Origin of the sequence: Delftia sp. 11MD (assembly GCF_050907895.1) — a bacterium.
Taxonomy (GTDB): Bacteria; Pseudomonadota; Gammaproteobacteria; order Burkholderiales; family Burkholderiaceae_C; genus Comamonas; species Comamonas tsuruhatensis.
Genome location: NZ_CP194333.1, coordinates 6547084 through 6572889 on the forward strand (window position 1 = coordinate 6547084; position 25806 = coordinate 6572889).

Annotated in this window: 25 protein-coding genes; 9 read left to right on the plus strand and 16 right to left on the minus strand. The window is 67.4% G+C overall.

What is annotated here, in order from left to right:
* Nucleotides 1-35 precede the first annotated feature (35 nt).
* Nucleotides 36-719, minus strand: a complete 684-nt coding sequence (rpe, locus tag ACRSCF_RS30000) for a ribulose-phosphate 3-epimerase (protein WP_016450603.1) — start codon at nucleotides 717-719, stop codon at nucleotides 36-38.
* 116 nt (nucleotides 720-835) lie between these two features.
* Between rpe and apaG the strand changes: the two genes are divergently transcribed.
* From apaG to ACRSCF_RS30020, 4 genes are all read left to right on the plus strand, one after another.
* Nucleotides 836-1243 (plus strand): Co2+/Mg2+ efflux protein ApaG, encoded by a 408-nt coding sequence (gene apaG / locus ACRSCF_RS30005; protein WP_034367895.1) that lies wholly within the window; start codon nucleotides 836-838, stop codon nucleotides 1241-1243.
* Between the two features lie 52 nt (nucleotides 1244-1295).
* Nucleotides 1296-3263 (plus strand): site-specific recombinase, encoded by a 1968-nt coding sequence (locus ACRSCF_RS30010; RefSeq protein ID WP_016450605.1) that lies wholly within the window; start codon nucleotides 1296-1298, stop codon nucleotides 3261-3263.
* 198 nt (nucleotides 3264-3461) lie between these two features.
* On the plus strand, nucleotides 3462-4724 hold the full coding sequence (locus tag ACRSCF_RS30015; RefSeq protein ID WP_016450606.1) for a cation:proton antiporter: 1263 nt from the start codon (nucleotides 3462-3464) through the stop codon (nucleotides 4722-4724).
* The gene (locus tag ACRSCF_RS30020) at nucleotides 4714-5838 is read left to right on the plus strand and encodes a YbdK family carboxylate-amine ligase (protein ID WP_013804717.1); all 1125 of its coding nucleotides are present in this window, start codon (nucleotides 4714-4716) and stop codon (nucleotides 5836-5838) included. Before ACRSCF_RS30015 ends, ACRSCF_RS30020 begins: the two co-directional genes overlap by 11 nt.
* A 20-nt stretch (nucleotides 5839-5858) precedes the next feature.
* On the opposite strand, the gene ACRSCF_RS30025 is transcribed toward ACRSCF_RS30020, so the two are convergent.
* From ACRSCF_RS30025 to ACRSCF_RS30040, 4 genes are all read right to left on the minus strand, one after another.
* Complete coding sequence (locus ACRSCF_RS30025) at nucleotides 5859-7979, minus strand: alpha/beta hydrolase domain-containing protein (RefSeq protein ID WP_244387663.1); 2121 nt, start codon at nucleotides 7977-7979, stop codon at nucleotides 5859-5861.
* 122 nt (nucleotides 7980-8101) lie between these two features.
* Complete coding sequence (locus ACRSCF_RS30030; RefSeq protein WP_034367898.1) at nucleotides 8102-9088, minus strand: Bug family tripartite tricarboxylate transporter substrate binding protein; 987 nt, start codon at nucleotides 9086-9088, stop codon at nucleotides 8102-8104.
* A gap of 48 nt (nucleotides 9089-9136) precedes the next feature.
* Complete coding sequence (locus tag ACRSCF_RS30035) at nucleotides 9137-9508, minus strand: AtuA-related protein (protein WP_013804720.1); 372 nt, start codon at nucleotides 9506-9508, stop codon at nucleotides 9137-9139.
* Nucleotides 9505-10953, minus strand: coding sequence for an acyclic terpene utilization AtuA family protein (locus tag ACRSCF_RS30040; RefSeq protein WP_244387664.1), 1449 nt, complete (start codon nucleotides 10951-10953; stop codon nucleotides 9505-9507). The genes ACRSCF_RS30035 and ACRSCF_RS30040 overlap by 4 nt, the downstream gene beginning before the upstream one ends.
* A 70-nt stretch (nucleotides 10954-11023) precedes the next feature.
* On the opposite strand from ACRSCF_RS30040, the gene ACRSCF_RS30045 reads away from it, so the two are divergent.
* From ACRSCF_RS30045 to ACRSCF_RS30065, 5 genes are all read left to right on the plus strand, one after another.
* Nucleotides 11024-11923: a LysR family transcriptional regulator gene (locus ACRSCF_RS30045; RefSeq protein WP_034367901.1), complete on the plus strand. Its 900-nt coding sequence runs from the start codon at nucleotides 11024-11026 to the stop codon at nucleotides 11921-11923.
* A 65-nt stretch (nucleotides 11924-11988) separates the two neighbouring features.
* Nucleotides 11989-12954 carry a thiamine-phosphate kinase gene (thiL, locus tag ACRSCF_RS30050; RefSeq protein ID WP_244387665.1) on the plus strand — a complete coding sequence of 322 codons (966 nt, stop codon included), beginning with the start codon at nucleotides 11989-11991 and terminating at the stop codon, nucleotides 12952-12954.
* 38 nt (nucleotides 12955-12992) lie between these two features.
* Nucleotides 12993-14645: a DUF4139 domain-containing protein gene (locus ACRSCF_RS30055; RefSeq protein ID WP_244387666.1), complete on the plus strand. Its 1653-nt coding sequence runs from the start codon at nucleotides 12993-12995 to the stop codon at nucleotides 14643-14645.
* Between the two features lie 130 nt (nucleotides 14646-14775).
* Nucleotides 14776-15276, plus strand: coding sequence for a phosphatidylglycerophosphatase A family protein (locus tag ACRSCF_RS30060; protein WP_026062211.1), 501 nt, complete (start codon nucleotides 14776-14778; stop codon nucleotides 15274-15276).
* A 10-nt stretch (nucleotides 15277-15286) separates the two neighbouring features.
* The gene (locus tag ACRSCF_RS30065; protein WP_047219825.1) at nucleotides 15287-15778 is read left to right on the plus strand and encodes a CinA family protein; all 492 of its coding nucleotides are present in this window, start codon (nucleotides 15287-15289) and stop codon (nucleotides 15776-15778) included.
* Here ACRSCF_RS30065 and ACRSCF_RS30070 read toward each other — a convergent pair.
* The 11 genes from ACRSCF_RS30070 to ACRSCF_RS30120 form a co-directional block, all read right to left on the minus strand.
* The gene (locus tag ACRSCF_RS30070) at nucleotides 15759-16073 is read right to left on the minus strand and encodes a helix-turn-helix domain-containing protein (protein ID WP_012202639.1); all 315 of its coding nucleotides are present in this window, start codon (nucleotides 16071-16073) and stop codon (nucleotides 15759-15761) included. The genes ACRSCF_RS30065 and ACRSCF_RS30070 overlap by 20 nt on opposite strands.
* A gap of 33 nt (nucleotides 16074-16106) precedes the next feature.
* Nucleotides 16107-16931: a UPF0149 family protein gene (locus tag ACRSCF_RS30075; RefSeq protein WP_013804727.1), complete on the minus strand. Its 825-nt coding sequence runs from the start codon at nucleotides 16929-16931 to the stop codon at nucleotides 16107-16109.
* 159 nt (nucleotides 16932-17090) lie between these two features.
* A complete protein-coding gene (locus ACRSCF_RS30080; RefSeq protein WP_244387667.1) occupies nucleotides 17091-17612 on the minus strand; it encodes a hypothetical protein in 522 nt (173 codons plus the stop codon).
* A gap of 12 nt (nucleotides 17613-17624) precedes the next feature.
* The gene (locus tag ACRSCF_RS30085) at nucleotides 17625-18719 is read right to left on the minus strand and encodes a type VI immunity family protein (protein WP_052151738.1); all 1095 of its coding nucleotides are present in this window, start codon (nucleotides 18717-18719) and stop codon (nucleotides 17625-17627) included.
* Nucleotides 18720-18753: 34 nt separating this feature from the next.
* Complete coding sequence (locus tag ACRSCF_RS30090; protein WP_244387668.1) at nucleotides 18754-19842, minus strand: type VI immunity family protein; 1089 nt, start codon at nucleotides 19840-19842, stop codon at nucleotides 18754-18756.
* 37 nt (nucleotides 19843-19879) lie between these two features.
* The gene (locus tag ACRSCF_RS30095) at nucleotides 19880-20635 is read right to left on the minus strand and encodes a hypothetical protein (protein WP_034367907.1); all 756 of its coding nucleotides are present in this window, start codon (nucleotides 20633-20635) and stop codon (nucleotides 19880-19882) included.
* Entirely contained in the window at nucleotides 20632-21012 is a 381-nt protein-coding gene (locus tag ACRSCF_RS30100) for a hypothetical protein (protein ID WP_227469546.1), read from the minus strand. The genes ACRSCF_RS30095 and ACRSCF_RS30100 overlap by 4 nt, the downstream gene beginning before the upstream one ends.
* Nucleotides 21013-21032: 20 nt before the next feature.
* Nucleotides 21033-21641 carry a DUF4123 domain-containing protein gene (locus tag ACRSCF_RS30105; RefSeq protein WP_244387669.1) on the minus strand — a complete coding sequence of 203 codons (609 nt, stop codon included), beginning with the start codon at nucleotides 21639-21641 and terminating at the stop codon, nucleotides 21033-21035.
* A 6-nt stretch (nucleotides 21642-21647) separates the two neighbouring features.
* Nucleotides 21648-21959, minus strand: coding sequence for a PAAR domain-containing protein (locus tag ACRSCF_RS30110; RefSeq protein ID WP_034367920.1), 312 nt, complete (start codon nucleotides 21957-21959; stop codon nucleotides 21648-21650).
* Nucleotides 21960-22004: 45 nt separating this feature from the next.
* Entirely contained in the window at nucleotides 22005-24359 is a 2355-nt protein-coding gene (locus ACRSCF_RS30115) for a type VI secretion system Vgr family protein (protein ID WP_324622878.1), read from the minus strand.
* A 270-nt stretch (nucleotides 24360-24629) separates the two neighbouring features.
* On the minus strand, nucleotides 24630-25772 hold the full coding sequence (locus ACRSCF_RS30120) for an acyl-CoA dehydrogenase family protein (RefSeq protein WP_016450523.1): 1143 nt from the start codon (nucleotides 25770-25772) through the stop codon (nucleotides 24630-24632).
* Between the last annotated feature and the right edge of the window lie 34 nt (nucleotides 25773-25806).

Genomic DNA, 25806 nt, shown 5'->3' on the forward strand with positions numbered 1-25806 from the left:
GCGGGCCCTTTTCGTTGCTGGAGGCAGGCCGAAGCTCAGGCCGCCAGGGCGCCGCGCATGGCGTCGATCACGGCCTTGTAGTCGGGCTTGCCGAAGATGGCGCTGCCCGCCACGAAGGTGTCGGCACCGGCATCGGCCACGCGGCGGATGTTGGTTTCCTTGATGCCGCCGTCCACCTCCAGGCGGATGTCGCGGCCGCTGGCCTCGATGCGCTTGCGCGCGGCCTCGATCTTGCGCAGCGTGCTGTCGATGAAGCTCTGGCCGCCGAAGCCGGGGTTCACGCTCATCAGCAAGATGAGGTCGATGTCGTCGATGACCCAGTCCAGCACGTCCAGCGAGGCGGCCGGGTTGAACACCAGGCCCGGCTTGGCGCCCTGGGCACGGATGTTCTGGATGCTGCGGTGCACGTGGGCCGTGGCATCGGGGTGGAAGCTGATGTAGTCGGCGCCGGCCTTGGCGAAGGCCGTGGCCAGTTCGTCCACGGGCGTGACCATCAGGTGCACGTCGACGGGCACGGGCTGGCCGTCGGGCGTCTTCGCATGGGGCTTCAGGGCCTCGCAGATCATGGGACCGAACGTGAGGTTGGGCACGTAGTGGTTGTCCATCACGTCGAAGTGGATCCAGTCGGCGCCGGAGGCGATCACATTCTTGACCTCGTCACCCAGACGGGCGAAGTCGGCAGACAGGATGGAGGGGGCGATGCGGTAGGTGGGGCTCATGGCCTGCGATTGTCGCAGCTAGCCCATGCCGGCACCAGCGACGGCACAAAGCCATGGGCGGCGGCGCGTGGGGACGTTCGCAAGCCGGTACATTGCGGGCAGTTACCATTGCCGCCATGCCCATGAACGAGTTCCAGGTCCAGGTCCGCCCCGCCTTTTTGCCAGAGCAATCCGCTCCAGCGGCAGGCGTGTACGCCTTCTCCTACACGATCACCGTGACCAATACCGGCCAGGTGCCGGGCCAGTTGATCGCGCGCCACTGGATCATCACCAACGAACTGGGCCATGTCGAAGAGGTCAAGGGCCTGGGGGTGATCGGCCGCCAGCCGCTGCTGCAGCCCGGCGAGACCTTCGAGTACACCAGCGGCTGCCAGCTGCGCACGCCCAACGGCAGCATGCAGGGCAGCTATCTGTGCATCAGCCACGAGGGCGAAGTCTTCGAGTGCCCCATCCCGCGCTTTCATCTGCAGTCGGGCGCTGGCGGCGACAGCTTTCCAGACCCTGACAACCGCGTGCTGCACTGAGCGCGTTCCTCGGGGGAGGCGCTAGTCTTCCGCCCTGCCGCAAGACCCCTACATGAAGCGAATCACCCAAGACCTGCCCGGCCTTCTGGCCGCACTCGACCCCGAGGCCGACCTCGCGCACCGCCATATCTGGCTGATCCACCTGCTGGAGTGGGTGCGCGCGCCCAAGCCGTCGGTGGACGGCGCGGTGCAGCGTGTGCAGTTGCTGGTGGAGGCCGTGGAGGCCGATCCGGCCGTGCGCCAGCGCCTGCATGCGTGGTGGCTGCGCTTCATCGATACCGTGGACATCACGGCGCTGCTGGCCGATTTCGGCTTTGCGCCGCGCACCAACATGTTCAGCGAGCTGTCCGAGCGCGTGCGCTACAAGCTGCTGCCCAGCACGCCAGAGACCGTCGATGCCTCCGAGCTGTTCATGCTGGCCATGCCCGACGAATTCGACGCGCGCTGGCTGCACGCGCTGGACGCGGCCCTGCTCGAGCGCATCGCCGTACTGCTGACCGATGGCAGCGAGGGCCAGGGCAGCAGCTTCTGGCAGAACAGCCTGCTGGGCTCCATCACCTATTGCACGGGACAGATCCTGTCCACGGGCTTCTCGCCCGAGCTGCGCCTGCGCATGGACGAGCAGGCGCGCGACGACCAGCCCTTCCACGCCCTGATCCACGATGCGGAAAGCCTGCGCGTGGAGGTGCTGCACGCGCTGCGCACCAACGACCGGCGCGACGCGGCCGAGGCCCGGCTGCGCGAACGGCTGGATGCCTGCCGCGCGGCCGTGACATCGGTGTACGCGCATTTCGAGTCCGAAGGGATTTCGGTGGGCCTGGTGTTTCGCCTTCGCCAGCTGCGCGCGCGCATCCTGCGCGTCAGGCGCCTGCTCGACTGCCTGCTGGCCGACAACCGCGCCACCGAGACGGCCGACCTGCTGGCCAACCTGGTGTCCGTGGGCATCGAGCGGCGCAGCCTGCGCGCCCTGCTGGCCACCAATACCTCGCTGCTGGCCGCCAAGGTGGCCGAGCGCAGCGCCGAGACCGGCGAGCACTACATCACGCGCACGGGCCGCGAGTACCTGTCCATGGTGACCAAGGCCGCCGGCGGCGGCTTCGTGATGGCCTTCACCACGCTGCTCAAGTTCGCGCTCTACGCGCTGGGGCTGTCGGCTTTCTGGGGCGGGCTGGCCGCGGGCATCAACTACTCCATCAGCTTCGTGCTGATCCAGCTGCTGCACTTCACGGTGGCCACCAAGCAGCCGGCCATGACGGCGCCGGCCATGGCCGCCAAGCTCAAGGACCTGCGCGCCAGCGAGGCCATCGAGGAATTCGTGGACGAGGTCGCGCACCTGGTGCGCTCCCAGGTGGCGGCCGTGCTGGGCAACGTGCTGGTGGTGCTGCCCATGGTGCTGCTGCTGTCGCTGGGCTATGCCCAGCTGTTCGGCCACACGCCCATCGACGAGCCGCATGCGATTGCCGTGCTCGATTCGCTGAGCCTGCTGGGCCTGTCGCCGCTGTTCGCTGCCTTCACGGGCGTGCTGCTGTTTGCCAGCAGCCTGATCGCGGGCTGGGCCGAGAACTGGTTCGTGCTGCGCCGGCTGGACTCGGTGATCCGCTACAACCCCGGCATCACGCGCTGGCTGGGCGCCGGGCGCGCGGATCGCTGGGCGCATTTCTGGCGCAAGAACATCTCGGGCTTTGCTGCCAATGTCTCGCTGGGCATGATGCTGGGCCTGGTGCCGGCCTTCGCGGCCTTCTTCGGCCTGGGGCTGGAGGTGCGCCACGTCACGCTGTCGGCCGGCCAGATCGGGGCCGCCATGGCCGCCCTGGGCTGGGAGGTTCTGCACTCCGACATGTTCTGGTGGGCGATTGCCCTACTGCCCATCAATGGCGCGTTGAACGTCACTGTCAGCTTTTATCTGGCATTCCGCGTTGCGCTGAGGGCACACAATGTCAGCGGAGTCGACCGCTCGCGCATCTATTCGGCCATCCGCCGCCGTCTGCGCACAGCGCCGCTGAGTTTCTTCCGCCCCTGAGCCTGCGGGACCTCGGGAACCACGCGGAACCCACGTGCTGGCGTGCCCGCCCGGCCTTGCAGCCTGGCAGTCACGCCAGTGGATCGCCAACGAAGTGTCCCCGTGCCAGGCGCACGGGACGCGGGCTTGCCCGCGCCGCAGGGAAGGCCTTGCGGAGCTTCGCTTGCGGGCCACTGGCTCGCGCAAAGGACGTCGCTGATGAATGACATGCTGAGCTTCTGGGAACCGTGGCTGCGGCCTTCGGCCGGGCTGGCCACGGTTCAGTGGTCCCTGCTGCTGGCCGTGGCCACCATGGTCGGCTATGCCTGCCAGCGCCATGCCGCCCTGCCCAAGGTGGTCGGCTACTCGCTGGTCGGCGGCATTGCCGGGTTGATCGGCTTTGGGGCCAACACCACCTGGCCGCTGCAGGGCACGGGGCTGTTCCTGCTGGAGCTGGGCGTGGCCATCGTGCTGTTCGAATGCGGCGGGCGCATCACGCTGCGCTGGTTCCGCCACAACCCCATGGTGCTGGTGCAAAGCGTGGCCGAGTCCGCGCTGACCTACGTGCTGGTCTCCCTGGTGCTGGGCTGGCTGGGCATGGCCCCCGAAGTGGCCGGGCCGCTGGCCCTGGTGGCCATGGCGGCCTCGCCCCTGGTGCTGACGCGCGTGGTGGCCGACATGCGTGCCGCAGGCGCCGTGACCGATCGCGGCCTGGTGCTGTCCACCCTGTCCACGCTGTATGCGCTGGCCCTGGGCAGCGCCAAGGCGGGCATGCTGACGCAGCCCAAGGCCGGCTTCGTGGCCTCGATCATGCCGGTGCTGGTGGTCTTGGGCGTCTCGGTGGCCGTGGCCCTGGTGCTGGCCGTGCTGATGCGCCTGGCGCTGCGCTTCATGAGTCCGGCCAGCGAGAACACCTCCATCCTCTTTCTCACCCTGATCTCGGCCAGCGTGCCGCTGACCTCGTACCTGGGCGGCTCGGCGCCGCTGGCGGCGCTGCTGGGCGGCATCCTGCTCAAGCAGTTCAACCCGCGCCCCTGGGCCTGGCCGCGCCAGCTGGGCACGGCGGCCTCGCTGCTGACCATGCTGATGTTCGTGCTGGTCTCCACCGTGGCCGCACAGGCCGACTGGAGCGCGCCGGTGGCCGGCGTGGTGGGCGCCGTGATCCTGGCGCGCCTGGTCGCCAAGACCCTGGGCGTGGCCGTGGGCAATGTGGGCACGGGCGCCAACTGGCGCCAGGCCTTCTGGGTGGGCTGCGCCATGGCGCCCATGTCATCGGTGGCGCTGCTGATCGCCTCGCAGTTCGTGGCCGCCGCGCCCGAGCTGGGCGCGCAGATCGCAGGCGTGGCCCTGCCCACCATTTTGGTGATGGAGGTGCTGGGCGCCGCCCTGGCCACCGTGGCCATCTACCGCTCCGGCGAAAGCTCCCGTCCCTGGAAGCCGCTGAGCCGCTCGAACACCGCAGGAGATGAACGTGAGTCTTGAAGCCTTCAACTCGTCCGAACCGCTGACCCTGGGCGTGGAGCTGGAACTGCAGCTGGTCAACACCCACGACTACGACCTGGCCCCCTACGCCGAGGACATGCTGCGCCTCATGCTCAAGAACCCGCTGCCCGGCAGCGTGGTGCCCGAGATGACGAACAGCATGATCGAGATCTCCACCAGCGTCTGCCATTCGGCCTCGGAGGTGCTGGGCCAGCTCAGCCAGATCCGCGATGCGCTGGTCAAAAGCGCCGACAAGCTCAACATCGCCGTGGTGGGCGGCGGCACCCACCCCTTCCAGCAGTGGCATGAGCGGCGCATCTACGACAAGCCGCGCTTCCAGGAGCTGTCGCAGCTGTACGGCTACCTGTCCAAGCAGTTCACCATCTTCGGCCAGCACGTGCACATCGGCTGCCCCGACGCCGATGCGGCGCTGCTGATGCTGCACCGCATGTCGCGCTACATCCCGCATTTCATTGCGCTGTCGGCCTCCAGCCCCTATGTGCAGGGCCACGACACGGCCTTCGACTCGGCGCGGCTGAACTCGGTGTTCGCCTTTCCGCTGTCGGGCCGCGCGCCCTGCGTGCTGCACTGGAGCGAGTTCGAGCAGTACTTCGACAAGATGACGCGCACGGGCGTGGTCAAGAGCATGAAGGACTTCTACTGGGACATCCGGCCCAAGCCGGAGTTCGGCACCATCGAGATCCGCGTGTTCGACACGCCGCTGACCATCGAGCGCGCAGCCGCCCTGTCCGGCTACGTGCAGGCGCTGGCCGCCTGGTTCATGGACACCCAGCCCTTCACGCCCGTGGAGGACGACTACCTGGTCTACACCTACAACCGCTTCCAGGCCTGCCGCTTCGGCCTGGAGGCCGTGTACGTGGACCCGGCCACGGGCGAGCACATGCCGCTGGCCGACCACATCCTCAAGACCATGGATGCCGTGGCCGACTACGCGGCCCGCCATGGCGCCGCGCCCGCCCTGCACCTGCTGCGCAGCGACGTGGCCGCCGGCAGCAACGATGCCCGCTGGCTGCGCGAGCGCCAGCGCAGCGAGCAGCTGCTGGCCGAGGTCTCGCGCCAGGCGGCCATGCGCTTTCGCGGCCAGGCCGTCTGAGGCCTGCGTTCAGCGCAGGCTCAAGGCAGTACCGCCGCCGCACGCGCGGCGGTGATCTGCGCGTCGGCGTCGCGCTGCAGCAGCAGGCGCTGGCGCACCAGGTCCTGGGCCGCCGCCGTGACGGCGCTCACGTAGCCGGCCTGGTCGACATACAGCTCCTCCAGTGAAGGCCGCGCGTCACCGGCCGCCAGCCGCGCCGCGCGCGTCTTGTGGAAGGGGATGAAGCTGCCCGTGAGGTTGGACAGGTCCACGATGCCCGGCGTGGCCACGTAGTTGAACTCCATGCTGGTGCCCAGCGGTGCCCGCGCCTCCACGCTGCGGATGCCTGCGCGCGTGAGGCCGGTGGCCGCATCGACCTGGGGCACGAGGATGGCGTAGTCCTTGCCCGTGGCGCGCGGCGGCTGCAGCGTGGCGATGCCGCTTTCGTCCTGCGGCACGTACTGCGGGCCGAAGTCGAGCAGCGCAAAGCCGTTGTGGCGTGCCAGGTAGCGGAACTCGGGGATGGCGGTCTGCACGCCGCCCACGCTCCAGCTCAGGCCCTTCATGGCGGGAAAGACCAGCTTGTCGGGCCGCACCAGGGTGCCGTCGGCCAGCTTGGGCACCTGGCTGGCCGGCGGCTCGGTGCCGCGCACCACCCAGTCCTCCAGCGCGATGAACAGCGCGCGGAAGGTGTCGTTGAAGTGCACCACGGTGCCGGCCGGATAGACATTGCGCGTGGGCGCATAGCCGATGCTGGCCGTGCCGCCTGCGCCGCCGTGCTGCGTGCTGGCGTAGTAGTAGATGCGGGCATTGGAGGGCTGGGCGATGTCGCGCAGGCCGTTGGCATCGGTCAGCACGGGCGAGCCCTGCAGCTGCCAGAACTCCGTGCCCGACAGGCCCAGGAAGAACTTGGGGCAGGTGTTGCTGGCTTCGCAGCGCTTCATCACGCCGCCCTGGCGGCCGCTGACCTCATCGCTGTAGTCCTTGTCCAGGCCACGGGGCGCGGTCTGGCCGAAGGCCGTGTGGTCGGTGCGCAGGCCGCCCCCGCCGCCGGGCACGGCAAAGCGCGTGTTGATGTTGGTCTGGCGCGCGGCCACATGGGCATACATGCCGTCGAAGACCTTGCCGCCATCGAGCGCCTGGTTGAAGCCCAGGTGCAGGAAGGTCTTCATGGCATTGCCCGACTGCGAGGTGCCCTGGCCGATGGTGTGCGTGATGCGCCCGGCCAGCGGATTGGCCTTGCCGTCGGCATCGGCCGCCTTGGCGCGGAAGAAGCTCACCGTGTCGCGCAGCGCCGCCAGGCCCACGCCCATGACCTTGGGGTCCTTGGCCACATAGACCAGCTCGTAGAGGTACTGCGGATCGAACCCGCCCTTCAGGCAGACATTGGTGGCGCTGGGTGTGCCGGGGAAGGGATTGGCGGCGGCATCGCAGCTGGCGAACTTCCAGTCGCCCGCAGGCACGGTCTGGCGCGCATCGGTTTCGTTGATGCGGCGCGTGAGCGAGTAGCCGGCCTGCGTGTTGTCCAGGCTGGCGGGCTCGTAGGGGATCATGCTTGCGTTGAACACGCCGCCGGGCAGGGCCATGGAGGGCACGGCGGCGGCCGGGACCAGCTCGGTGCGGTAGCTGCCCGTGATGCTGCTGCCGTCCTTGTTGCGGGCCACGGGCACGGTGACCGTCAGGCGCGCGGGCGTGGACTTGGGCACGTCGCCCTGCCAGGCCGAGTACAGCAGCACATAGCCGCGCTCCAGGTAGACCGCATCGCCGGGCGTGGCCGTGGGGTTGGGCATGGTCAGGATGTTGCCGCGGTTGGGCGCGTCATAGCGCAGCACGCCGCTGGCCTTGGACATGTCCTTGGGCTTGAGCATGACGAAGTCGGTGCTGTACTCGACCATGCCGCGCGCATTGACGGGCGCCAGCGCCAGATCCTGGATCACGGCGTTCTTCGGGTCGGCCGGGTCCAGCTCGCCGCGCAGCACGCCGGTGACTTTCTCGTAGGCGCCGACGCTGCCGTAGCTGCCGGCAAAGTCCTCGGTGGCGCTGATGCTCAGCTGCATGCGCGGCGCCTGCGAACCGGCGGGCGAGTCACTGCCGCCGCAGGCGGTCAGCAGCCCGGATGCGGCCAGGGCAAGGGCCAGTGGATGGGTGGATCTGATGTGCATGTTGTCTCCTTGGGGTCATGGCACAGGCAAGGCTGCGCCCTGGCCGCCGTGCATTGCGGCGGCCTAGGGCGGTTCGGAAAAAAGGAACGGGAGAGCGGGGAACGGGAGAGCGGGGGAGCGGCCTACTCGGGCTGGATGCCGGCGGCCTTGATCACCTGGCCCCACTTCTGGGTCTCGGCGGCCTGGAAGGCGGCCAGTTCCTGCGGTGTGGCCGTCCAGCCCTGGGAGCCGGACATGTCGAAGAAGGACTTGGCGCCCGCGCTGTGCACGGCGTCGGACAGCAGGCGGTTCAGGCGGGCCACCACGGCCTCGGGCGTGCCGGCCGGCGCATAGGCGGCGAACCAGTAGCCCATGTCATAGCCCTTGACGCCGGCTTCCTCCAGCGTGGGCACCTCGGGCAGCTGCGGGCTGCGCTGGGTGGTGGAGTAGCCCAGGGCGCGCAGCTTGCCCGACTTGACCTGGGGCACGCCGGTGGAGGTGTCGGTGATCATCAGATCGATCTGGCCGCCCAGCAGGTCGGTGATGGCCAGCGGATTGCTCTTGTAGGGCACGTGCATCAGGTCCACGCCGGCCAGCTGCTTGAGCATTTCACCGGCCACGCGGCTGGAGGAGCTGCCGCTGCCGAACGACAGCTTGCCCGGCTGCTTCTTCGCCGCCGCCAGCAGATCGCCCACGTTCCTGTACGGCGCATCGGCGCGCACCACCAGCACCTGGCCGCCCTTGCCCAGCCCGGCCACGGGCGCGAAGTCCTTGACCGCGTCATAGGGCAGCTTCTTGTACAGATGCTGGTTGGCCGCGTGCGTGGTGTTGGTGGTGATCAGCACCGTGTAGCCATCGGCCGCCGAGCGCGCCACCTGCTGGGCCGCGATCATGCCGCTGGCGCCGCCCTTGTTCTCGACCACCACGGCCTGCTTGGTCGCCGTGGTCACGGCCTGGCCCAGCGCCCGTGCCAGCTGGTCGGTGGCGCTGCCGGCCGCAAACGGCACGACGAAGGTGATGGGCTTGGACGGATAGTCCTGTGCCAGGGCCGGTGCGGCGGCGGCTGCTGCCAGCGCGCAGGCGGCCAGCGCGAGCACATGGCGGCGGGGGAAGGTGTGCGAAAGGTTCATGTCTGTCTCCTTTGTTGTGATGAATGTGTGACGGGCGGGTCCTGCCGGCTACTCCGGCGCCAGGTGGGGCAGCAGCGAAGCCGGTATGTGGACCTGCATCTGCAGCAGCCAGTACGACAGCGCCTTGCCGTGGCTGTCGAGGTTGAGCGCATCGTTGACGCCGCCGTCCAGCACCGCGTCCAGCACCCAGTTCATGGCCTGCAGGCGCTGCAGCACGAAGCGCTGCACGCGCGCAGGGCGCCGGGCGGCGAAGTGCGCGGCCACGCGCTCTTCGGTGATCTGCTCCACCAGCACGGGCCAGCAGGCGGCATTCCAGGCGATGAGGCTGATGTTGGAGCGGTTGCCCTTGTCCCCCGTGCGCCCGTGCGCCAGGCGGTACAACGGCACGGTGACGGGCATCGTGGTTGGCAGTGTGTTCATGCGGCGTGCTCCCCGGCCTCTTTCTCGACCCCTTTGTCGACGCCTTTGTCGGCCTCTTCCTCGGCCCACTTCCACCCGGTGGCGATGCTCTGCTGCGCCAGCAGGCAGGACACCGTGCCCAGCCGCGCGCGCAGCGCCGTGCGCACGCCGCCGCCGCCGGCCGGCCCGCAGGTGTACAGCGCATTGACCTCGCGCGGCAGGCGCCGCGCCTGGGCCTGCGTGGGGCGCAGCCAGGCGGCGCGCAGGCGCACGTCCTGGGGGGCGGCTGCGCCGGCCGGCTGCGCGTCGCGCCAGCGGCCGGCGTCGTCGCCCAGCACGCTGGCCACGCCGATCCAGTCCAGGCGCAGGTCGCCTGCGGCCTCGCCGCCCAGGCGCTCGCGCAGCACCTCGCCGGCCAGCCGGGCGCGCTCCAGGGCGCGCGGGCCGGCATAGGAGATCTCGCCCTCGGCCAGCCAGCCCGAGGCATGGCAGACATTGACCTTGTAGTGGCCGTTGTGCGCATGGCCGCGCACGCCGCTCAGGCGCACGGCGTCAGGCCCCAACTGGTGCACCTCGGCCTCGGACAGGTCGGCCACCACGTCGGGCGTCAGGTAGGCGGCCGGGTCGTGCACCTCGTACAGCAGCTGTTCCTTGACCGTGCGTTCGCTGACCAGGCCGCCCGTGCCTTCGGGCTTGGTGATGGTGCAGTCGCCCGAGGGCTCGATGATGGCGATGGGATAGCCCAGCCGCGCCAGGCCCTGCACGTCCTTGAAGCCCGGGTCGGCGAAGTAGCCGCCCGTGACCTGCGCGCCGCATTCCAGCAGGTGGCCTGCCATGGTGGCGCGCGCCAGGCGGTCCCAGTCGTCCCAGGCCCAGCCGAAATGCGCCATGGCCGGCCCCAGGGTCAGCGAGGGGTCGGACACGCGGCCGGCCACCACGATCTCGGCGCCGGCCTGCAGGGCCTCGGCAATCGCGCGGGCGCCGATGTAGGCGTTGGCACTGACCAGCGAATCCTCGGGAAACTCCGCGCCCAGCGCGGCCCGCAGCGCCTCGCGGTACGCCGGGCCGCTCACATCGTCGCCATGCACGACGGCGATGCGCGGCACGCGCAGGCCCAGGCGCTGCGCCAGCCGCTGGATGCAGCGCGCCGCGCCTTCGGGATTCGCCGCACCGAAGTTGCTGACGATGCGTATGCCATGCGCCAGGCAGTCGGCCAGCACGGGCTCCAGCAGGTCCTCCAGCAGGGGTTCATAGCCCGCGTCGGGCTGCTCGCGCCGCGCGAGCTGGGCCAGCGCCAGCGTGCGCTCGGCCAGGGTCTCGAAGATCAGGCAGGCGCTCTGGCCGCTGGCCGCCAGGGCGCGCACCACGGGCGCGGCGGCATCGGTGCGGTCGCCCGAGAAGCCGGCTGCGCAGCCCACCCACAGCGGGGGCCTGTCCGGGGCAAGAGAGGGTTCCAGGTTGTCCATGAGAGCCAATGTAGGCAGCCGCTGCTAATCTGTGAAATCGATTGTTCGGATCGACTTATCCAAAAACCCGATGAATATCTCCTCCCGCCAGCTCGATGCCTTCATCGCCCTGGCCCAGCTCAGCAGCTTCACCCTGGCCGCGCAGCGCTGCCATCTGTCGCAGCCGGCCTTCAGTGCCCTGATCAAGGGGCTTGAAGACGGCGTGGGCGTGCGCCTGTTCGACCGCAGCACGCGCCACGTGGCGCTGACGCAGGAGGGGGCGCAGTTTCTCGATGTCGCGCAGCGCATACGCGCCGACCTGGGCGATGCCGTGCAGGGCCTGCGCGAGGCGGCGGCGCTGCAGCGCGGGCGCGTGTCCATCGCCCTGCTGCCTTCGCTGGCGGCGGCCTGGCTGCCGCCCGTGCTGGCGCTGTTCCATGCGCGCCATCCGGGCATACAGCTGCAGGTGTCGGACCTGCTGTCCGAATCGTGCATCGCCCAGGTGGCCTCGGGCCAGGCCGACCTGGCGCTGGCCGCCATCCGCGCCGACACCGAGGAGCTGCAGGCCGAATGGTTCTGCGCCGACCGGCTGCACCTGGTCTGCCGCGCCGACCATGCGCTGGCGGCCCTGCCCGCGCCGGCCATGGCCGACCTGCGGGACCAGCCCTTCATCCAGCTCGCCCGCCACAGCAGCGTGCGCCAGTACCTGGAATCGCAGGAACAGGCCCCGCCCCTCAACACCTTGCTGGAGGTGGAGCACCTGGCCACCGTGATGGGCATGGTGCGCGCGGGCCTGGGCATCAGCGTGGTGCCGGCCCTGGCGCTGTTCCACTTCGTGCAGCCTGGCCTGGTGACGCGCCCGCTGGCCGATGCCGACCGCCGGCGCGACCTGTACCTGGTGCGCAGGCGCCAGCGCAGCCTGTCGCCGGCCGCCCAGGCCTTCCACGCGCTGGCGCTGGAGCATCGGCCCGGTGCGGGCGAGACCACCTGATACGGGGCAGCACGAACCTCGCAGCACAATAGCCCGATCGCCAACCGCCTCCGAAAGCCGCCACCGTGGGTGAATTCGACCTGATCCGCCGCTTCTTCCAGCGCCCCGTGCGCCGCGCCGCCCTGGGCGTGGGCGATGACTGCGCCCTGCTCGCCCCGGCGCCGGGCATGCAGCTGGCCGTCTCCAGCGACATGCTGGTCGAGGGCCGGCATTTCTTCGCCGACGTGGACCCGCGCCTGCTGGGCCACAAATCCCTGGCCGTGAACCTGTCCGACCTGGCGGCCTGCGGCGCGCGTCCGCTGGCCTTCACCCTGGCCCTGTCCCTGCCGCGCGCCGATGCGGCCTGGACCGAGGCCTTCGCAGGCGGCCTGCTGGCCCTGGCCGACGCCCACGGCTGCGAGCTGGTCGGCGGCGACACCACCCAGGGGCCCTTGAACATCTGCATCACCGTCTTCGGCGAAGTGCCGCCCGGCCAGGCCCTGCTGCGCAGCGGCGCGCGCGCAGGCGACGACATCTGGGTCAGCGGCAGCCTGGGCGATGCCCGCCTGGCGCTGGAAGCCCTGCTGGATCACACCACCCTGCCACCCGGCACGCTGGCCGCCGCGCGCCAGCGCCTGGAAGCGCCCACGCCGCGCGTGGTCCTGGGCCAGGCGCTGCGCGGCATTGCCAGCAGCGCGCTGGATGTGAGCGACGGCCTGCTGGGCGACCTGGGCCACATCCTCGAGCAATCCCGCGTGGGTGCCAGCCTGGACACGCGCCTGATCACGCCGCTGCTCGATGCCGGCCGGCACACGCCCCTGGCCATCGACCTGCTGCACCAGTGCACCCTGTCCGGCGGCGACGATTACGAGCTGTGCTTCACGGCCCCGGCCGACCGGCGCGATGCCGTGCAGGCCGCAGGCCGCGACAGCGCCACGCGCGTCACGCGCATCGGCTGCATCGAGGAGCAGCCCGGCCTGCGGCTGATCGGCCCGGACGGAGCGGCCATGGCGCCCCGGTGGACCTCATTCGACCACTTCGCTGCGGCCTGACGCCGCGCCAAACCACTTTCATCCGAGAAGGACTGCCCATGGTTCAACGCTCCGCCCTGCCCGCCCTCTCTGCCCTGGCAGCCGCCTGCTTCCTGCTGGCAGGCACCCCGGTCCAGGCCCAGGCACAAGCCCAGGAAGCCACCATCGCCCGCGCCCCCATCGCGCGCGTCACCCTGTATGCGGGCGTGGCCTCGGTGGAGCGCACGGCGCGCATCACGGCCGCCACGCGCCAGCTGGTGTTCGAGTGCCTGCCGGGCTCCATCGACCCGCAGAGCCTGCAGGTCAGCGCCGATGCCGGCGTGCGCCTGGGCGACTACAAGCTGCAGTCGCAGCCGCGCGAACTGGCCTCCAAGGCCTGCGCCAGCCCGCTGGAGCAGCAGATCCGCACGTTGGAAGACCAGCTGGCCGCGCTGGAGGCCGACGAGTCCGCCGCCAAGCTCGTGGGCGACTACCTGCAGGGCCTGGCCAAGCCCGGCGATGACGCCAAAGCCCCCGCCCTGCCCGCCGCCAGCCAGCTGGGCGCCGCCACCGAGGCGCTGCGCAGCACCAGCCGCGGCAACACGCTGCGCGCCCACCAGATCCTGCGGCAAAAGCAGGCGCTGCAGGAGCAGCTCAGGCCGCTGCAGCTCGAACGCGACCGCACGGGCGCAGGCAACGCCCAGGTGATGAAGGTCACCGTGCAACTGGCCAGCCCGGCCGATGCCAATGTGCAGCTGACCTACCAGGTGCGCGGCCCGAGCTGGCAGCCCACCTACCGCGCCCAGCTGGACCCGGCCAAGGGCACGGTGGCCATCGAACGCCTGGCCCTGGTGGCCCAGAACAGCGGCGAGGACTGGAGCCAGGTGCAGCTGCTGCTGTCCACCGGCCAGCCTTCGCGCAGCACGCAGGCGCGCCTGCCCAATCCCTGGACGCTGGATGTGGAACGGCCCCGCCCCGTGGCCGCCATGGCCCCTGCGCCAGCGCCGGCCCCGGCGGCCCCTGCGATGATGCTGGAGCGCGCCCGCAAGCCCGGGGCGGCCGGCGAGGCCGCCGAACTGCCGGTGCTCGATGTCGCCAGCCTCAACACCGCCTACGCCACGCAGTTCTCCGTGCCCTACCGCATCAGCGTGCCCTCCAGCAGCGAGCGCGTGACCCTGGCCCTGGGCTCGCAGAACCTGCCGGCCACCCTGCTCACGCGCACGGCGCCCGCCGTGGAAGAGGCCGCCTACCTCGTGGCCCAGCTGGCCGTGCCGGCCGGCGTCTGGCCCGCAGGCCCCGTGGCCCTGTTCCGCGATGGCGCCTTCGCCGGCCAGGGCCGGCTGGACTTCGGCAACGCCGCCGCGCTGGCCCAGGGCCTGTCCTTCGGCCGCGATGACAAGGTGGTGGTGCGCAACCTGCCCGTGGACTCGGCCACGGGCAGCGGCGGCCTGCTCAGCAGCAGCACCGAACGCCAGGTCACGCGGCGCTTCCAGGTGGACAACCGCCATGACCGCGCCATCGAGCTGCAGGTGGTGGACGCCGCACCCGTCTCGCGCAACGAGCAGATCCGCGTGCAGTCCCAATACAACCCGCAGCCGTCCACCACGCGCTGGAACGACCGCAACGGCATGATCGCCTGGCAGCAGCCGCTGGCCGCTGGCGCCAGCGCCAGCTTCGAGGCCCGCCACCAGATTCGCCATCCGCAGGATCTGGCGGTCGAAGAGCGTCAGTGAAGCACCAGGGCCGCGCTTATGATCTGGCCCCATGAGTGACGCGCCGCTGCGGCCGGAGGTTTCCGGCGATCCTGCTACCCCCACCTTTGCCTCTGCGGCGCGCCCACCGGAAGGCCCGCCGCAGGGCGGCATGGCACGCCCCACGCTGGAATTCATGATGTCCCACCCGGCCCACTTCATCGCCATGGGGCTGGGCTCGGGGCTGGGGCGCATCGCGCCCGGCACCGTGGGCACGCTGTGGGCCTGGCTGTCCTTCCTGCTGCTGCAGCACTGGTTCACGCCCCAGCAGATCGGCCTGCTGATCGCGGGCAGCATTCCCCTGGGCTGGTGGGCCTGCACGGTCACGGCGCGCCACATGCGTGTGGCCGATCCCGGCAACCTGGTCTGGGACGAGATCGTGGCCTTCTGGCTGGTGCTGTGGCTGGTCATGCCCACGGGCTTCTGGGGCCAGCTCATCGCCTTTGGGCTGTTTCGCTTCTTCGACGCCGCCAAGCCCCAGCCCGTCAAATGGGCGGACCGGTGCTTCAAGGGCTTCGGCTGGCGCGGCGGCTGGGGGATCATGTTCGATGACCTGGTGGCCGCCTTCTGCACGCTGCTGGTCATCGCCCTGTGGCGCCATTTCATCGGCTGAAGGAGCTGGCATGAACGCATCCAACGAACTCGTCGAAACCCTGGCAGGCCTGCTGCTGCAGCGCGGCTGGATGCTGGCCACGGCCGAGAGCTGCACGGGCGGCATGATCGCTGCGGCCTGCACGGACCGCGCCGGCTCCAGCGAATGGTTCGAGCGCGGCCTTGTCAGCTACTCCAACGCGGCCAAGCACGACCTGCTGGGCGTGCCCGAGCCGCTGATCGCCGAACACGGCGCCGTGAGCGAGCCCGTGGCGCGCGCCATGGCCGAAGGCGCCATCGCCCACTCACGCGCGCAGTGCAGCGTGGCCGTGACAGGCGTGGCCGGGCCGGGCGGCGGCAGCGCCGCCAAGCCCGTGGGCACGGTCTGGTTCGGCTGGAACGTGTACGGCACCACGCACAGCGAATGCCTGCGCTTTGACGGCGACCGCGCCGCCGTGCGCCAGGCCACCGTGGTCCATGCCCTGCAGCGCCTCAATGCGCTGATCAGCGCAAGGCTTTTATGAGCCGGTGCGCGATCTCCTGCAGCGGTGCAGGCAGGGCGCGGTAGCTTTCCAGCAGGCGCTGCTCGTCCACGGGCAGCGGCGCGTTGTCGTCTTCCAGGCCAGCCGTCAGCTCCAGCGCCGTGGTCTGCAACGCCAGGGCCACGCGGGCCAGGGTGTCGTTCTTGAGGGTGCGGATGGCCCCCGATTCGATCTGCGACACGGCCGAGGCCGTGATGCCTGCGGCCTCGGCCAGCCGGCCCTGGGTCATGCCCAGTTCGGCGCGGCGGGCGCGTATGCGTTCACCGATATGTCTCATGGCCCGTGCATCCAAAGCCTGTGGCGCGGGCGCTCAGGCGCCGTGGCACTTCTTGAACTTCTTGCCGCTGCCGCAGGGGCAGGGGTCGTTGCGGCCCGGCTGCTCGCCCTTGACGATGGTTTCCTGGCGCGGGCCCATGCTCTTCCAGATCTGGCGCAGGTCGTACAGCGCCCAGATGGCCTCGCCGAACTGCTCCACGCGCTCCTGGCTGGTGCTGGCGGGGCCGTCCTCGTCGTACATGCAGACTTCGGGCTTGCCGGTGTCATCCTCGGTCAGGGCCACGACGGCGTTGAGCGCCTCGTTGAGCCAGCCGGCGGCTTCCTTGTCGCGCGGCGCGGCCCATTCCTCGGCCCAGTTCTCGACCACGAACATGAAGCCCAGCGCCCAGATCTGGCCGAACGAGGGAATCTCGCCGTCATCGGGACGCTCTTCCTCGGGCAGCGACAGGATGGCGCCGCGCATGTCCATGGCCTCGGGCTGGAAGGTGCGGTCGTCTTCCAGCGTCTTCACGTCGGCGTCCAGCTGGGTGCGGATCTCGTCCATGCGCAGGCCCACCAGCTCCAGAAAGCGCGCCTGCTGCGCCGCGTCCTTGAACACTTCCATCAGCGGCAGCGGCTGGCCCTCGGCCACCTCCAGCGTGCCGCCGTCGCCTAGCAGCATGGGCAGCCACTCGGCGGCCGGCACCTCGCGGCGCGTGCAGATCAGCGCCGTCAGGAAACCGTCGCAGAACTCCCACTGCGGAATCTCCTCGCCGCGCGTGCGCAGCTCGTCGAGCAGATCGTCAAGCTCCTCCAGCGCCTCGGGCGTCAGGGCAGGCTCGTCGGGCAGGGCGGTGGCTTCGTGGGCGTCGTTGGACATGGCGGAAATCTCTAGGGAAAACAGGGAGAAGGAACCGGCCACGGCCAGCCCCTCGAATGAATGGCCCGCAGTGTAGCCGCGCCGCCATGTCCGTGGCGCCCGGTCGGAACTGGCGCCCACGGGGCCCTATCGCCCCACATGGCCCACGTGGCCCACCCGCTACCCGGCTCCCTGCAAGGCCGGGAGCATGGAAAGCCCCACCCATTCCCCGACCCGGCTCATCGTCAAATTCTGCAAAGCGCCGCTGGCGCCGCCAAAGACTGCCACCAGTGCCCATGTCTGCTCGTCGAAACCGCAGGTCGTGCAGCAGGCCATCTGGGGCAGGCACAGCGCCTCGGACTGGTCCTGGGCCAGCAGGCTGACGAATTCCTGCGCGGTCACGGTCTCCGGATCCAGGCCCATGGGCCAGGACCCCTTCCAGCGCTGCGCATCCAGGGTCACGCTGTGCACGCCCCATGTCGGAGCGCCTGGCATGTCGCCCCAGGCCAGGCGTTGAAGGACCAGGCCCAGCCCCGTCTCCGCCCATGTCACCGGGTAAGGCGGGGCGTGATCGATCTTCAGCAGCTGCGCATCGCTCAATCCCGCCTGGTGCAGAGCCAGGCGCAGGTAATCCTGCCGGCTATGCCGTCCCAGCGTGCGCAACACGGCATCCATCAACGGGGCGATGGGCTGTGGCTTCATGGTGCTTTCCATTCAAAACCCGTCAAACCGGCTCATATAGGCATCGCATGCCAGTAGCCACGCATGTTCATCATTCGAGCCCGAAGGCGGTGGGCCGATGAAGTTGTTGAGCCGGGATTTGGCACGAATCGGCTTGAGCAGGCGCGCTGCCTCGCCAAAGGCTGGCAGTGTCAGTCCCTGCTCCATATCCCCCAGCCCAGGAAAGTCTCCCGCACGGACTCCCAGGCAGTTGCCCACGTCACCGGCCGAAAGATACTGGCTGGCCTCGATCTGCTTGCGCACCGCTTCCCGCCCGCCCAGCTTCTCCAGCAAGGCATCGCTGACAAAACTGAGCCAGTTGATGCTGTACATGGCGTTGTTGAAGTCATGATCGAACAATGCAAGACTGCCCAGGGCATTCAATCCGGGGAACCGCTGCAGATAGGGATACAGCACCTGCTGACCCTTGCCATCGGGTCCAATATTGCGTTCTTCTACTGCGGGCAGGACGCCCCAGCCTGCAATAGCCCAGAAGGGCTGCATCAACTCCACCATCTGGGTGGTAAGCCGGCCCACATTGTGCTCAGGTGGCTGGTCTAGAATCCACCACGCAGGAAATGCCATGCGAATAAATGACATGGCAGGACCTATGCCAGGTGATATATGGCGATCATGCAGCCAAATACCCTCATCGTTCTCAATACAGCAATAAAGACGAAAATCTTGAGCGTTGTTCTCCCACGCTTCAGGAGGATTTGGCTTACCCGATGCCATATGGAAAATCAATGCGTAACCTTTAGGGTTATCCAAGCTCTTCTGCTTCTTCGCGGTCAACTTCTTTTGTGCCACTGCGCTGGTCAGCATGGCAGGCATTCCGTCATACCAATAAACCAATTTCTCCCTCCCTACGGCCTCACAAAAAAGATCAACCACTTTCCATGCACGTTCACGCACAGCCAAGGAATCCCCCTCATGAAACACCATTTCAATGGTCCAGCCGGCTCTTGCACAGACATCACCGAACTGATTGCACAGTACCAGCGCCTTGAGAATATCCATCGTCGCCACGGTTGAAGCATCCGCCTTCTCATTGCCCCAAGGCCAATCGAAATCATGTTCCGCAGCCATTGTGATCTTCCCCATTCCTTCGAAACATCAGAAATCAGAACAAATCAAACCGACTCATATAGGCATCGCATGCCAGCAGCCACGCATGTTCATCATTGGAGCCCGAAGGCGGTGGGCCGATGAAGTTGTTGAGCCGGGATCTGGCGCGAACAGGCTTGAGCAGGCGCGCCGCCTCGCCAAAGGCTGGCAGTGTCAGTCCCTGCTCCATATCCCCCAGACCAGGAAAGTCTCCCGCACGGATTCCCAGGCAGTTGCCCACATCCCCGGCCGAAAGATACTGACTGGCCTCCACCTGCTTTCGCACGGCCTCTCGCCCGCCCAGTTTTTCCAGCAAGGCATCGCTGACAAAACTCAGCCAGTTGATGCTGTACATGGCGTTGTTGAAGTCATGATCGAACAATGCAAGACTTCCTATGGCATTCAATCCTGGGAACCGCTTCAGATAGGGATACAGCACCTGCTGGCCCTTGCCATCGGGTCCAATATTGCGTTCTTCCACTGCAGGAATGACACCCCACCCGGCAATAGCCCAGAAGGGTTGCATTAATTCCACCACCTGGGAGGTGATCCGGCCCACATTGCGCTCGGGCGGCTGACCCAGAATCCACCATGCGGGAAACGCCATGCGAATGAAAGACATGGCAGGACCTATGCCAGGCGAGATATGGCGGTCATGTAGCCAAATACCTTCATCGTTGTTTATACGGCAGTGAAGTCGAAAGTCTTGAGCATTTTCAACCCAGTCATCTGGTGGCTTTGGATTTCCCGAAGCTAGATCAAAAATCATCGCAAACCCTTCGGGATTGTTAAGCGTACTCGGCTTGTGTTTGGCAATTCTCGCTTGTGCTTGCTTGCTGGTCAGTGACATAGGCGCCAGACCCCACCATATTGCAAGCTTGTCTGCGCCAACAACCTCACAAAACAGATCAATCACTTTCCATGCACGCTCACGTACGGCCAGTGAATCCCCTTCATGGAACACCATTTCGATGGTCCACCCAGCTCTTGCGCAAATACGTCCAAATCTATTCTGTAATACCATCGCTTTCAGAATATCCATAGTCGCCACGGTAGCTTTTTGCAGTTCTTTGGTGCTTAAAGGTTTATTAAAGTCTTTAGCCATATCCATCTCCATATCTGACCGTACCGAAGCCATTGCTTCAAAATGTCACGCCGAGGACTCTTGCCAGTGCGGTTCCCACCGCACCTACACCTCGGAGTACACGCCCCAATGCGGACGCACCGGCCGCAGCCCCAATTGCTGCTGCCGTATCCGCATTTACCCGTTCTGCCAAATAAATTTCCTTTTCTCTGTTGGCCTGCCATCGCATTGCTTGGTTCAATACGCCTTCGTTCGTCGTTTCTCCATCGCCTTCGCAAGCACAACTTCCTGCGTCTAAGGCATCCTTGAAAAACTTTTCTTTAAAAATGTCGCTATATGCCTGAAACTGTATCTTGCCGTCTGGCCCAAATTCTGAAGAAAATTTATCCCCCGGGAATTTCATCTCATACACCCGCTGCACGTTGTCCAGCACAGGCGGAAGGCGCGGGTTCTTCACCACGACCACATCCGGGATGCGCGAGCCGGCAGGCCGGCTGCGCGTGGGTCGTACGGGCTCGTTGCGGGACATGACTGGCGCACCGTCCCGGTACGGCACTTCCTGCTTGTAGTAGCCCCGGTAGCCTTCAAACCCGTCGGCCTGCATGACCACGCCGGCCACGCAGCGCTGGCCCAGGCCGCCGGTCATGCAGCAGCAAAACAGCTCGCACAGCGCCCTGCGGTCCAGTTCGTTGTCGAAGTCCCGGGTGCCGCATACCTTGTTGAAGCCCACAAGCACGACGGCCTTGCACAGGTCCCTGGACCGCTTCAGGCGATTGAGGGCGATGAAGGCGGGGACCAGTTGTTCGCAGCTCATGCGCCAGGCCCGCCGAGGGGCGAGGACGATTCGCCAGCAGGTGTGCGCCGCCGCACCACGTCCCAGATGCCCATCGGCAGTTCAAGCATCATCAACTGGATGCGTCCGTCAGGCGGCAGGTCGGTGCGCGAGAGAAACTTGCGCACGGCGGGAAATTCGTCGAAGCGCTCGCCAAACTGGTGGCGCAAGGCCAGGAAGCCGATGACATCGTCCGGCGTCGACAGGCCCCAGCCCACCGCGCGGTCAAGGCCTCGCCGGGTATGGGCCAGCAGCCTGTCATGCGGCCAATCCTGCTCGCTGAGATGGCAGGTCTGCCGCACGATGGCGGCAATCCCTTCTTCGCTGGGCACGAGGTTGCGGCGCAGCGTGCGCTGCATTTCCAGGGTTGAAATTTCCATCATGGCGAAGACACCTCCCATTGCCTGCTGTCCAGGCGCGCCAGGCCTGTGACGTGGTCCAGAAACTTGCGTTGCGCCATGCCGACCCAGATCCCCTCGGGATGCGGTGCCAGGCAGGCGAGGATGCTGTGGCCGCGGAACCAGTCCCCCAGATGCGCCGGGTCGAACTGCGCCAGCAGGCGAGGCAGCACGCGCGGGTCGTAAAAGCGCAGCCACAGCCGCTGGCCGCCGTCTCCCCTGGCCTGCAGAAACCGCTTGAGATGGCGCTTGAGCGCAGGGGCCGGCAGCCGGCTGATCAGGAAAATGCCCCAGTGCGCCTGCCAGCCTTCATGCGGCCAGCGCTGGAACAGCGGACTGCCTGCATGCACCCGCATGAGATACGGCGCGTAGCGCGCATAGCGGGCGGCGGGCATGCCGTCATACAGGCAGGTGATGCACGACTGCGGCGGCTCGGCCAGAAGGGCGTCATGCAGGTGCTCATCCGCCGCCGCGTCCACGATGGCGTAGAGCAGGCCGTCATAGGTCGCCGCCACCTTTTCGAGCACGGCCTGGCGTGCCATCTGGAGGTCGTCCGGCGTGCCGGGGCCTGGGGGGATCAAGGTGGACATGGCGATTCAGTCCTCCATGGCCGACACGAAGGCGGCCCCCGATTGCGCGGCTTCGGCCAGGCACCGGCCCGCATTCGCACCGATCCAGACGGTGGTGCAGCCCGAGACGACCACGCCGCCGTGCACGGTCCTGTCCCCCATGCGGACTGCGGGCCTGCCGCCGATCAGTACCGTGGCTTCGCCTTCGGCAATGGCGTCGGGCGGCGAACGGGGGCACAGCGCCTGGTCCGTGACCCTGGCCGCCGGCATGCCGCCGATGAGCACATCGGCCTGGCCGGAGAGAATGGCCCCGCCCCCGTGGGCGGGACAGGCATGCATGTCGCCCACTCTTGCTGCAGGTTGTCCCATGCGAGTGTCCCGGGTTCAGCAGTTGATCTTCACCAGCGGCGACTTGATCTCGACCATGGCCGGAGAGATCTCGATGGAGCTCGCCCCCGATTGCAGCCGGATGCTTCGGGTGCCGGTGACGATGACCTGTTGCCCATCGACCGTCAGCGTGGTGCCCGCCGCCAGGGCCAGCTGTCCGCCCGCATCGACCAGGCTGTTGGCGCCCACCCGCAGCGCGTGGTCGTTGCCGACGTTGACCGCCTGGTCCTGCCCTACCTCGGTGCTGTCGTTGTTCTGGATGGTGCTGCTGCGGTTGTTGCCCACGATGAGGCCTTCATCGTTTCCAACCTGCGCGCGGCGGTTGCGCCCCACGGTCCGGCTCCAGTCCATCCCCACGCTGTCGCTTCGCAGGACACCCACGTTGCTCATCAGCACCGCGCCTACGTTGAGGTTGTAGGCACACCCCACGGTGACCATCTTGAACAGGCCCGTGCCCTGGGTGTAGCCGATGCCCACGGTTTCGGATTTCATGCGCCCCGTGGCCAGGGTCCAGTTGCGGCCGATGCTGTCGCGTCCATTGGCATCCACGGTTTTCGTGCGGTTCTTGCAGATGCGGATGCTTTCATCCAGGTCCACCGTGCGCGTGCGGTTCTGGTGGACGGTGAGGGTCTCGTCCAGGTCCACCACCTCCGTGCGCCAGCCGTGGACATCGATCTTCTCGTTGCGGTCCACGGTCTCCGTGCGGTCGCGGTGGATGACGCTGGTCTCGTCCCGGTCGATGGTCTTGCGCCGGTCGTTGCCCACCCATTTGTCTTCGTCGTTCTCGACTTCGGTGAGCTGGTCCTTCTGTGCATGCAGCCACAGCTGTTCGGCGCCCGCCTTGTCCTCGAAGCGGATGGCGTTGGCGTCGCCCTGGCCGTTCTTCATGCCTGACCCCGGGTTGCCATCCTTGCTCGATCGGGTCTTGATGCCCGATTGCGTGGCATTGGCCGGCAGCGCCCAGGGCGGCATGTTGGCCGCGTTGTAGACGCAGCCCGTGACCAGCGGATAGTCGGGGTCGCCATTGAGGAAGTCCACCACCACCTCATGCCCTATGCGGGGGATCGAGATGGCGCCAAAGCCCGGGCCTGCCCAGTTGGTGGCCACGCGGATCCAGCAACTGGAGTTCTGGTCCTTCTTGCCCAGCCGGTCCCAGTGGAACTGCACCTTGATGCGGCCGTATTCGTCGGTCCAGATTTCTTCTCCGGCCGGACCCACGACGACGGCGGTCTGCGGGCCCGTGGTGCGCGGCTTGGGCGTGGTGCGCGGCGGCGTGAAGGCCAGGCTGGTGGGCTGGGCCTGCAGCTCGTAGCGCTGGAAGGAGCCGTCTTCGGCGGCGCTGCCCTTGGCGCCCGGGGCGACGGCGCTGACGCGGGGGTTCTCCTTGAGGTGGTAGCTCAGGCCGGTGATCAGGTACTGCCGGTTCTGGTCACCACGCGGGTAGTTGTAGAGGCTGAAGGTGTAGCCCGTGGCCAGCGCCCGGTGGCAGGACTGGCCCCGCACCCGGCTGTGGCCCGTGAGGCCTTGCTTCAGGCGCACGCGGATGTAGGCATCTCCGTCGCCGTACTCCGTGTAGCCGCCCGGCCATTCGTAGGTTTCATGGCCGTCGTGCGCATGGCCCGGTGGATCGCGGCGCATGTGGGAAAGTTCGGCCCGGGGCTTTTTGAAGTCGTAGTCGTCGATGTAATGGCGGCCCGGCTTGATTTCCTGCTCCAGCTGCCAGGCGTGGATGTTTTCCTGGTCGCCTGCGGCGGCTTTTTCCGGGGGATAGAAGGGAATGGATTCGCCGCCGGGCAATGCGCCGTGCGAGGCAATGATGTCGTCGCACAGCACCAGGGTGTGCCGGCCCGATGCGTGCTCGAAGAAATAGTAGATGCCTTCGTGCTCCATCAATCGCGAGACGAAGTCGCAATCGCTTTCGTTGTATTGCACGCAGTAATCCCAACTGCGATAGGCGCGCGTGAGTTTCCTTTGCATTGGATGGCCATAGACGCCCAATACCTGCTCGATGATGTCGGGCACGTTGAGGTTCTGGAAGATGCGAAAGTCGCTCTTGCGCGTGGCCAGCCACAGCCAGGGACTCAGCCGCGCCTTGTAGGCGTAGTGGCGGTGGTCCTGGCCCTGCATGCCGAAGCGGGTGACGATGCCGTCGATGAAGCGCCTGCCGCCGCCCTGGGTTTCTATTTCTATGGTGGCGTTTTTGCCCAATAGGGCCTTGGGATCGATGCTTTCGTTTTCGCTGAGCATTTCCACATCAAGGCTGAAGAGCTGGCTGATGTTTTCCTGGCCGCGCAATTCACGGAAATGCAGTTCATCGCCCAATGGCGTATGGATGGTGACTCGGCGTGTCATTGGTGCTCTCGCCCTGTTGGGGCGCCCTCCCGATCTTTCGATACGGAAAGATCATGGAAGAATGAGCCGCTCTATGGAAATTCCAATTTCTGCCAAAAAAATAGGATTGCCAAAAGGAAAATTGCCGCTTCTCCCACTCGGATCGGGCTTGGGAAAAGCCTAGGACAAGCGGCCGGAGCAAGGGCCTTCATGATGTGCAGCCGCCACACATCGCCCCGGCTGGCCGCCCCCGGATCAGGGCGCCGCACGCCCGCGCAGCCGCTCAGGGGTTCAAAGAGTCCTTCCGATGATCTCCTTCATGATCTCGTCGCTGCCCCCGTAGATCCGCCCTATGCGCGCATCGGTCCAGGCGCGGCCGATCTGGTATTCGGTCATGTAGCCGTAGCCGCCGTGCAGTTGCAGGAATTCGTCGAGCAGGCGGTTTTGCAGCGCCGTGGCATTGAGCTTGACCATGGCGGCCCGGTCGGGGGCGAGCGCGCGGCGCAGGTGCAGGGCGATGCAGTCGTCCACGAAGACGCGCAGCATGGTGGCCTGTGCCTTGGCCTCGGCCAGCTTGAAGCGCGTGTTCTGGAAGTCGAACACCGGCTGGCCGAAGGCCTTGCGCTCGCGCGTGTAGGCAATGGTCTTGTGCAAAAAGGCTTCGATGGAGGCGGCCGCGCGCACGGCCACCACCAGGCGCTCCTGGGCCAGTTCGTGCATCAGATACCTGAAGCCCGCGTTCTCCTCGCCCAGCAGGTGGTCGGCCGGCACGCGCACGTTGTCGAAGAACAGCTCCGAGGTGTCCTGCGCCATGAGGCCGATCTTCTCGAGCTTGCGGCCCTTGGAGAAGCCGGGCATGCCGTCCTCGACCACGATCAGGGACACGCCCTTGGCACCCATCTCGGGCGCGGTCTTGGCGACGACGATGACCAGCTCCGAATTGATGCCGTTGGTGATGAAGGTCTTCTGGCCGTTGAGCACGTAGTGGTCGCCCTCGCGCCGCGCCGTGGTGCGCACGGACTTGAGGTCGCTGCCCGCGCCGGGCTCGGTCATGGCGATGGCGCCGATCAGCTCGCCTGCGGCCATGCGCGGCAGCCAGCGGTCCTTCTGCACCTTGCTGCCATAGGCATGGATGTAGGGCGCGACGATGTCCGAATGCAGCGGAAAGCCCAACCCGCTGGCGCCCGTGCGCGCGATCTCCTCCAGCAGCACGGCCGCATGGCCGAAGTCACCACCGCCGCCATAGGGCTCGGGCAGCATGGGGTTGAGCAGGCCTTCGCGCCCGGCCTTGCGCCAGACCTCCTTGGGCACGATGCCCTGGCGCTCCCATTCGGCATGGTGGGGCACGATCTCGCGCTCGAAGAAGCGGCGGGCCTGCTCGCGGAACTGTTCATGGTCTTCGCGGTAGACGGAGCGCTCGGTCAGGTCTTGCATGGGTCGGTATCCGGTGGTTGTCGGTGAGGAAAGA

Bases quoted from the DNA above. Each gene is read 5' to 3' on its own strand.
- rpe (WP_016450603.1), bottom strand. From the start codon at position 719: ATGAGCCCCACCTACCGCATCGCCCCCTCCATCCTGTCTGCCGACTTC.
- apaG (WP_034367895.1), top strand. From the start codon at position 836: ATGCCCATGAACGAGTTCCAGGTCCAGGTCCGCCCCGCCTTTTTGCCA.
- ACRSCF_RS30010 (WP_016450605.1), top strand. From the start codon at position 1,296: ATGAAGCGAATCACCCAAGACCTGCCCGGCCTTCTGGCCGCACTCGAC.
- ACRSCF_RS30015 (WP_016450606.1), top strand. From the start codon at position 3,462: ATGAATGACATGCTGAGCTTCTGGGAACCGTGGCTGCGGCCTTCGGCC.
- ACRSCF_RS30025 (WP_244387663.1), bottom strand. From the start codon at position 7,979: ATGCACATCAGATCCACCCATCCACTGGCCCTTGCCCTGGCCGCATCC.
- ACRSCF_RS30030 (WP_034367898.1), bottom strand. From the start codon at position 9,088: ATGAACCTTTCGCACACCTTCCCCCGCCGCCATGTGCTCGCGCTGGCC.
- ACRSCF_RS30035 (WP_013804720.1), bottom strand. From the start codon at position 9,508: ATGAACACACTGCCAACCACGATGCCCGTCACCGTGCCGTTGTACCGC.
- ACRSCF_RS30040 (WP_244387664.1), bottom strand. From the start codon at position 10,953: ATGGACAACCTGGAACCCTCTCTTGCCCCGGACAGGCCCCCGCTGTGG.
- ACRSCF_RS30045 (WP_034367901.1), top strand. From the start codon at position 11,024: ATGAATATCTCCTCCCGCCAGCTCGATGCCTTCATCGCCCTGGCCCAG.
- ACRSCF_RS30055 (WP_244387666.1), top strand. From the start codon at position 12,993: ATGGTTCAACGCTCCGCCCTGCCCGCCCTCTCTGCCCTGGCAGCCGCC.
- ACRSCF_RS30060 (WP_026062211.1), top strand. From the start codon at position 14,776: ATGGCACGCCCCACGCTGGAATTCATGATGTCCCACCCGGCCCACTTC.
- ACRSCF_RS30065 (WP_047219825.1), top strand. From the start codon at position 15,287: ATGAACGCATCCAACGAACTCGTCGAAACCCTGGCAGGCCTGCTGCTG.
- ACRSCF_RS30070 (WP_012202639.1), bottom strand. From the start codon at position 16,073: ATGAGACATATCGGTGAACGCATACGCGCCCGCCGCGCCGAACTGGGC.
- ACRSCF_RS30075 (WP_013804727.1), bottom strand. From the start codon at position 16,931: ATGTCCAACGACGCCCACGAAGCCACCGCCCTGCCCGACGAGCCTGCC.
- ACRSCF_RS30080 (WP_244387667.1), bottom strand. From the start codon at position 17,612: ATGAAGCCACAGCCCATCGCCCCGTTGATGGATGCCGTGTTGCGCACG.
- ACRSCF_RS30085 (WP_052151738.1), bottom strand. From the start codon at position 18,719: ATGGCTGCGGAACATGATTTCGATTGGCCTTGGGGCAATGAGAAGGCG.
- ACRSCF_RS30090 (WP_244387668.1), bottom strand. From the start codon at position 19,842: ATGGCTAAAGACTTTAATAAACCTTTAAGCACCAAAGAACTGCAAAAA.
- ACRSCF_RS30095 (WP_034367907.1), bottom strand. From the start codon at position 20,635: ATGAGCTGCGAACAACTGGTCCCCGCCTTCATCGCCCTCAATCGCCTG.
- ACRSCF_RS30100 (WP_227469546.1), bottom strand. From the start codon at position 21,012: ATGCAGCGCACGCTGCGCCGCAACCTCGTGCCCAGCGAAGAAGGGATT.
- ACRSCF_RS30105 (WP_244387669.1), bottom strand. From the start codon at position 21,641: ATGTCCACCTTGATCCCCCCAGGCCCCGGCACGCCGGACGACCTCCAG.
- ACRSCF_RS30110 (WP_034367920.1), bottom strand. From the start codon at position 21,959: ATGCATGCCTGTCCCGCCCACGGGGGCGGGGCCATTCTCTCCGGCCAG.
- ACRSCF_RS30115 (WP_324622878.1), bottom strand. From the start codon at position 24,359: ATGACACGCCGAGTCACCATCCATACGCCATTGGGCGATGAACTGCAT.
- ACRSCF_RS30120 (WP_016450523.1), bottom strand. From the start codon at position 25,772: ATGCAAGACCTGACCGAGCGCTCCGTCTACCGCGAAGACCATGAACAG.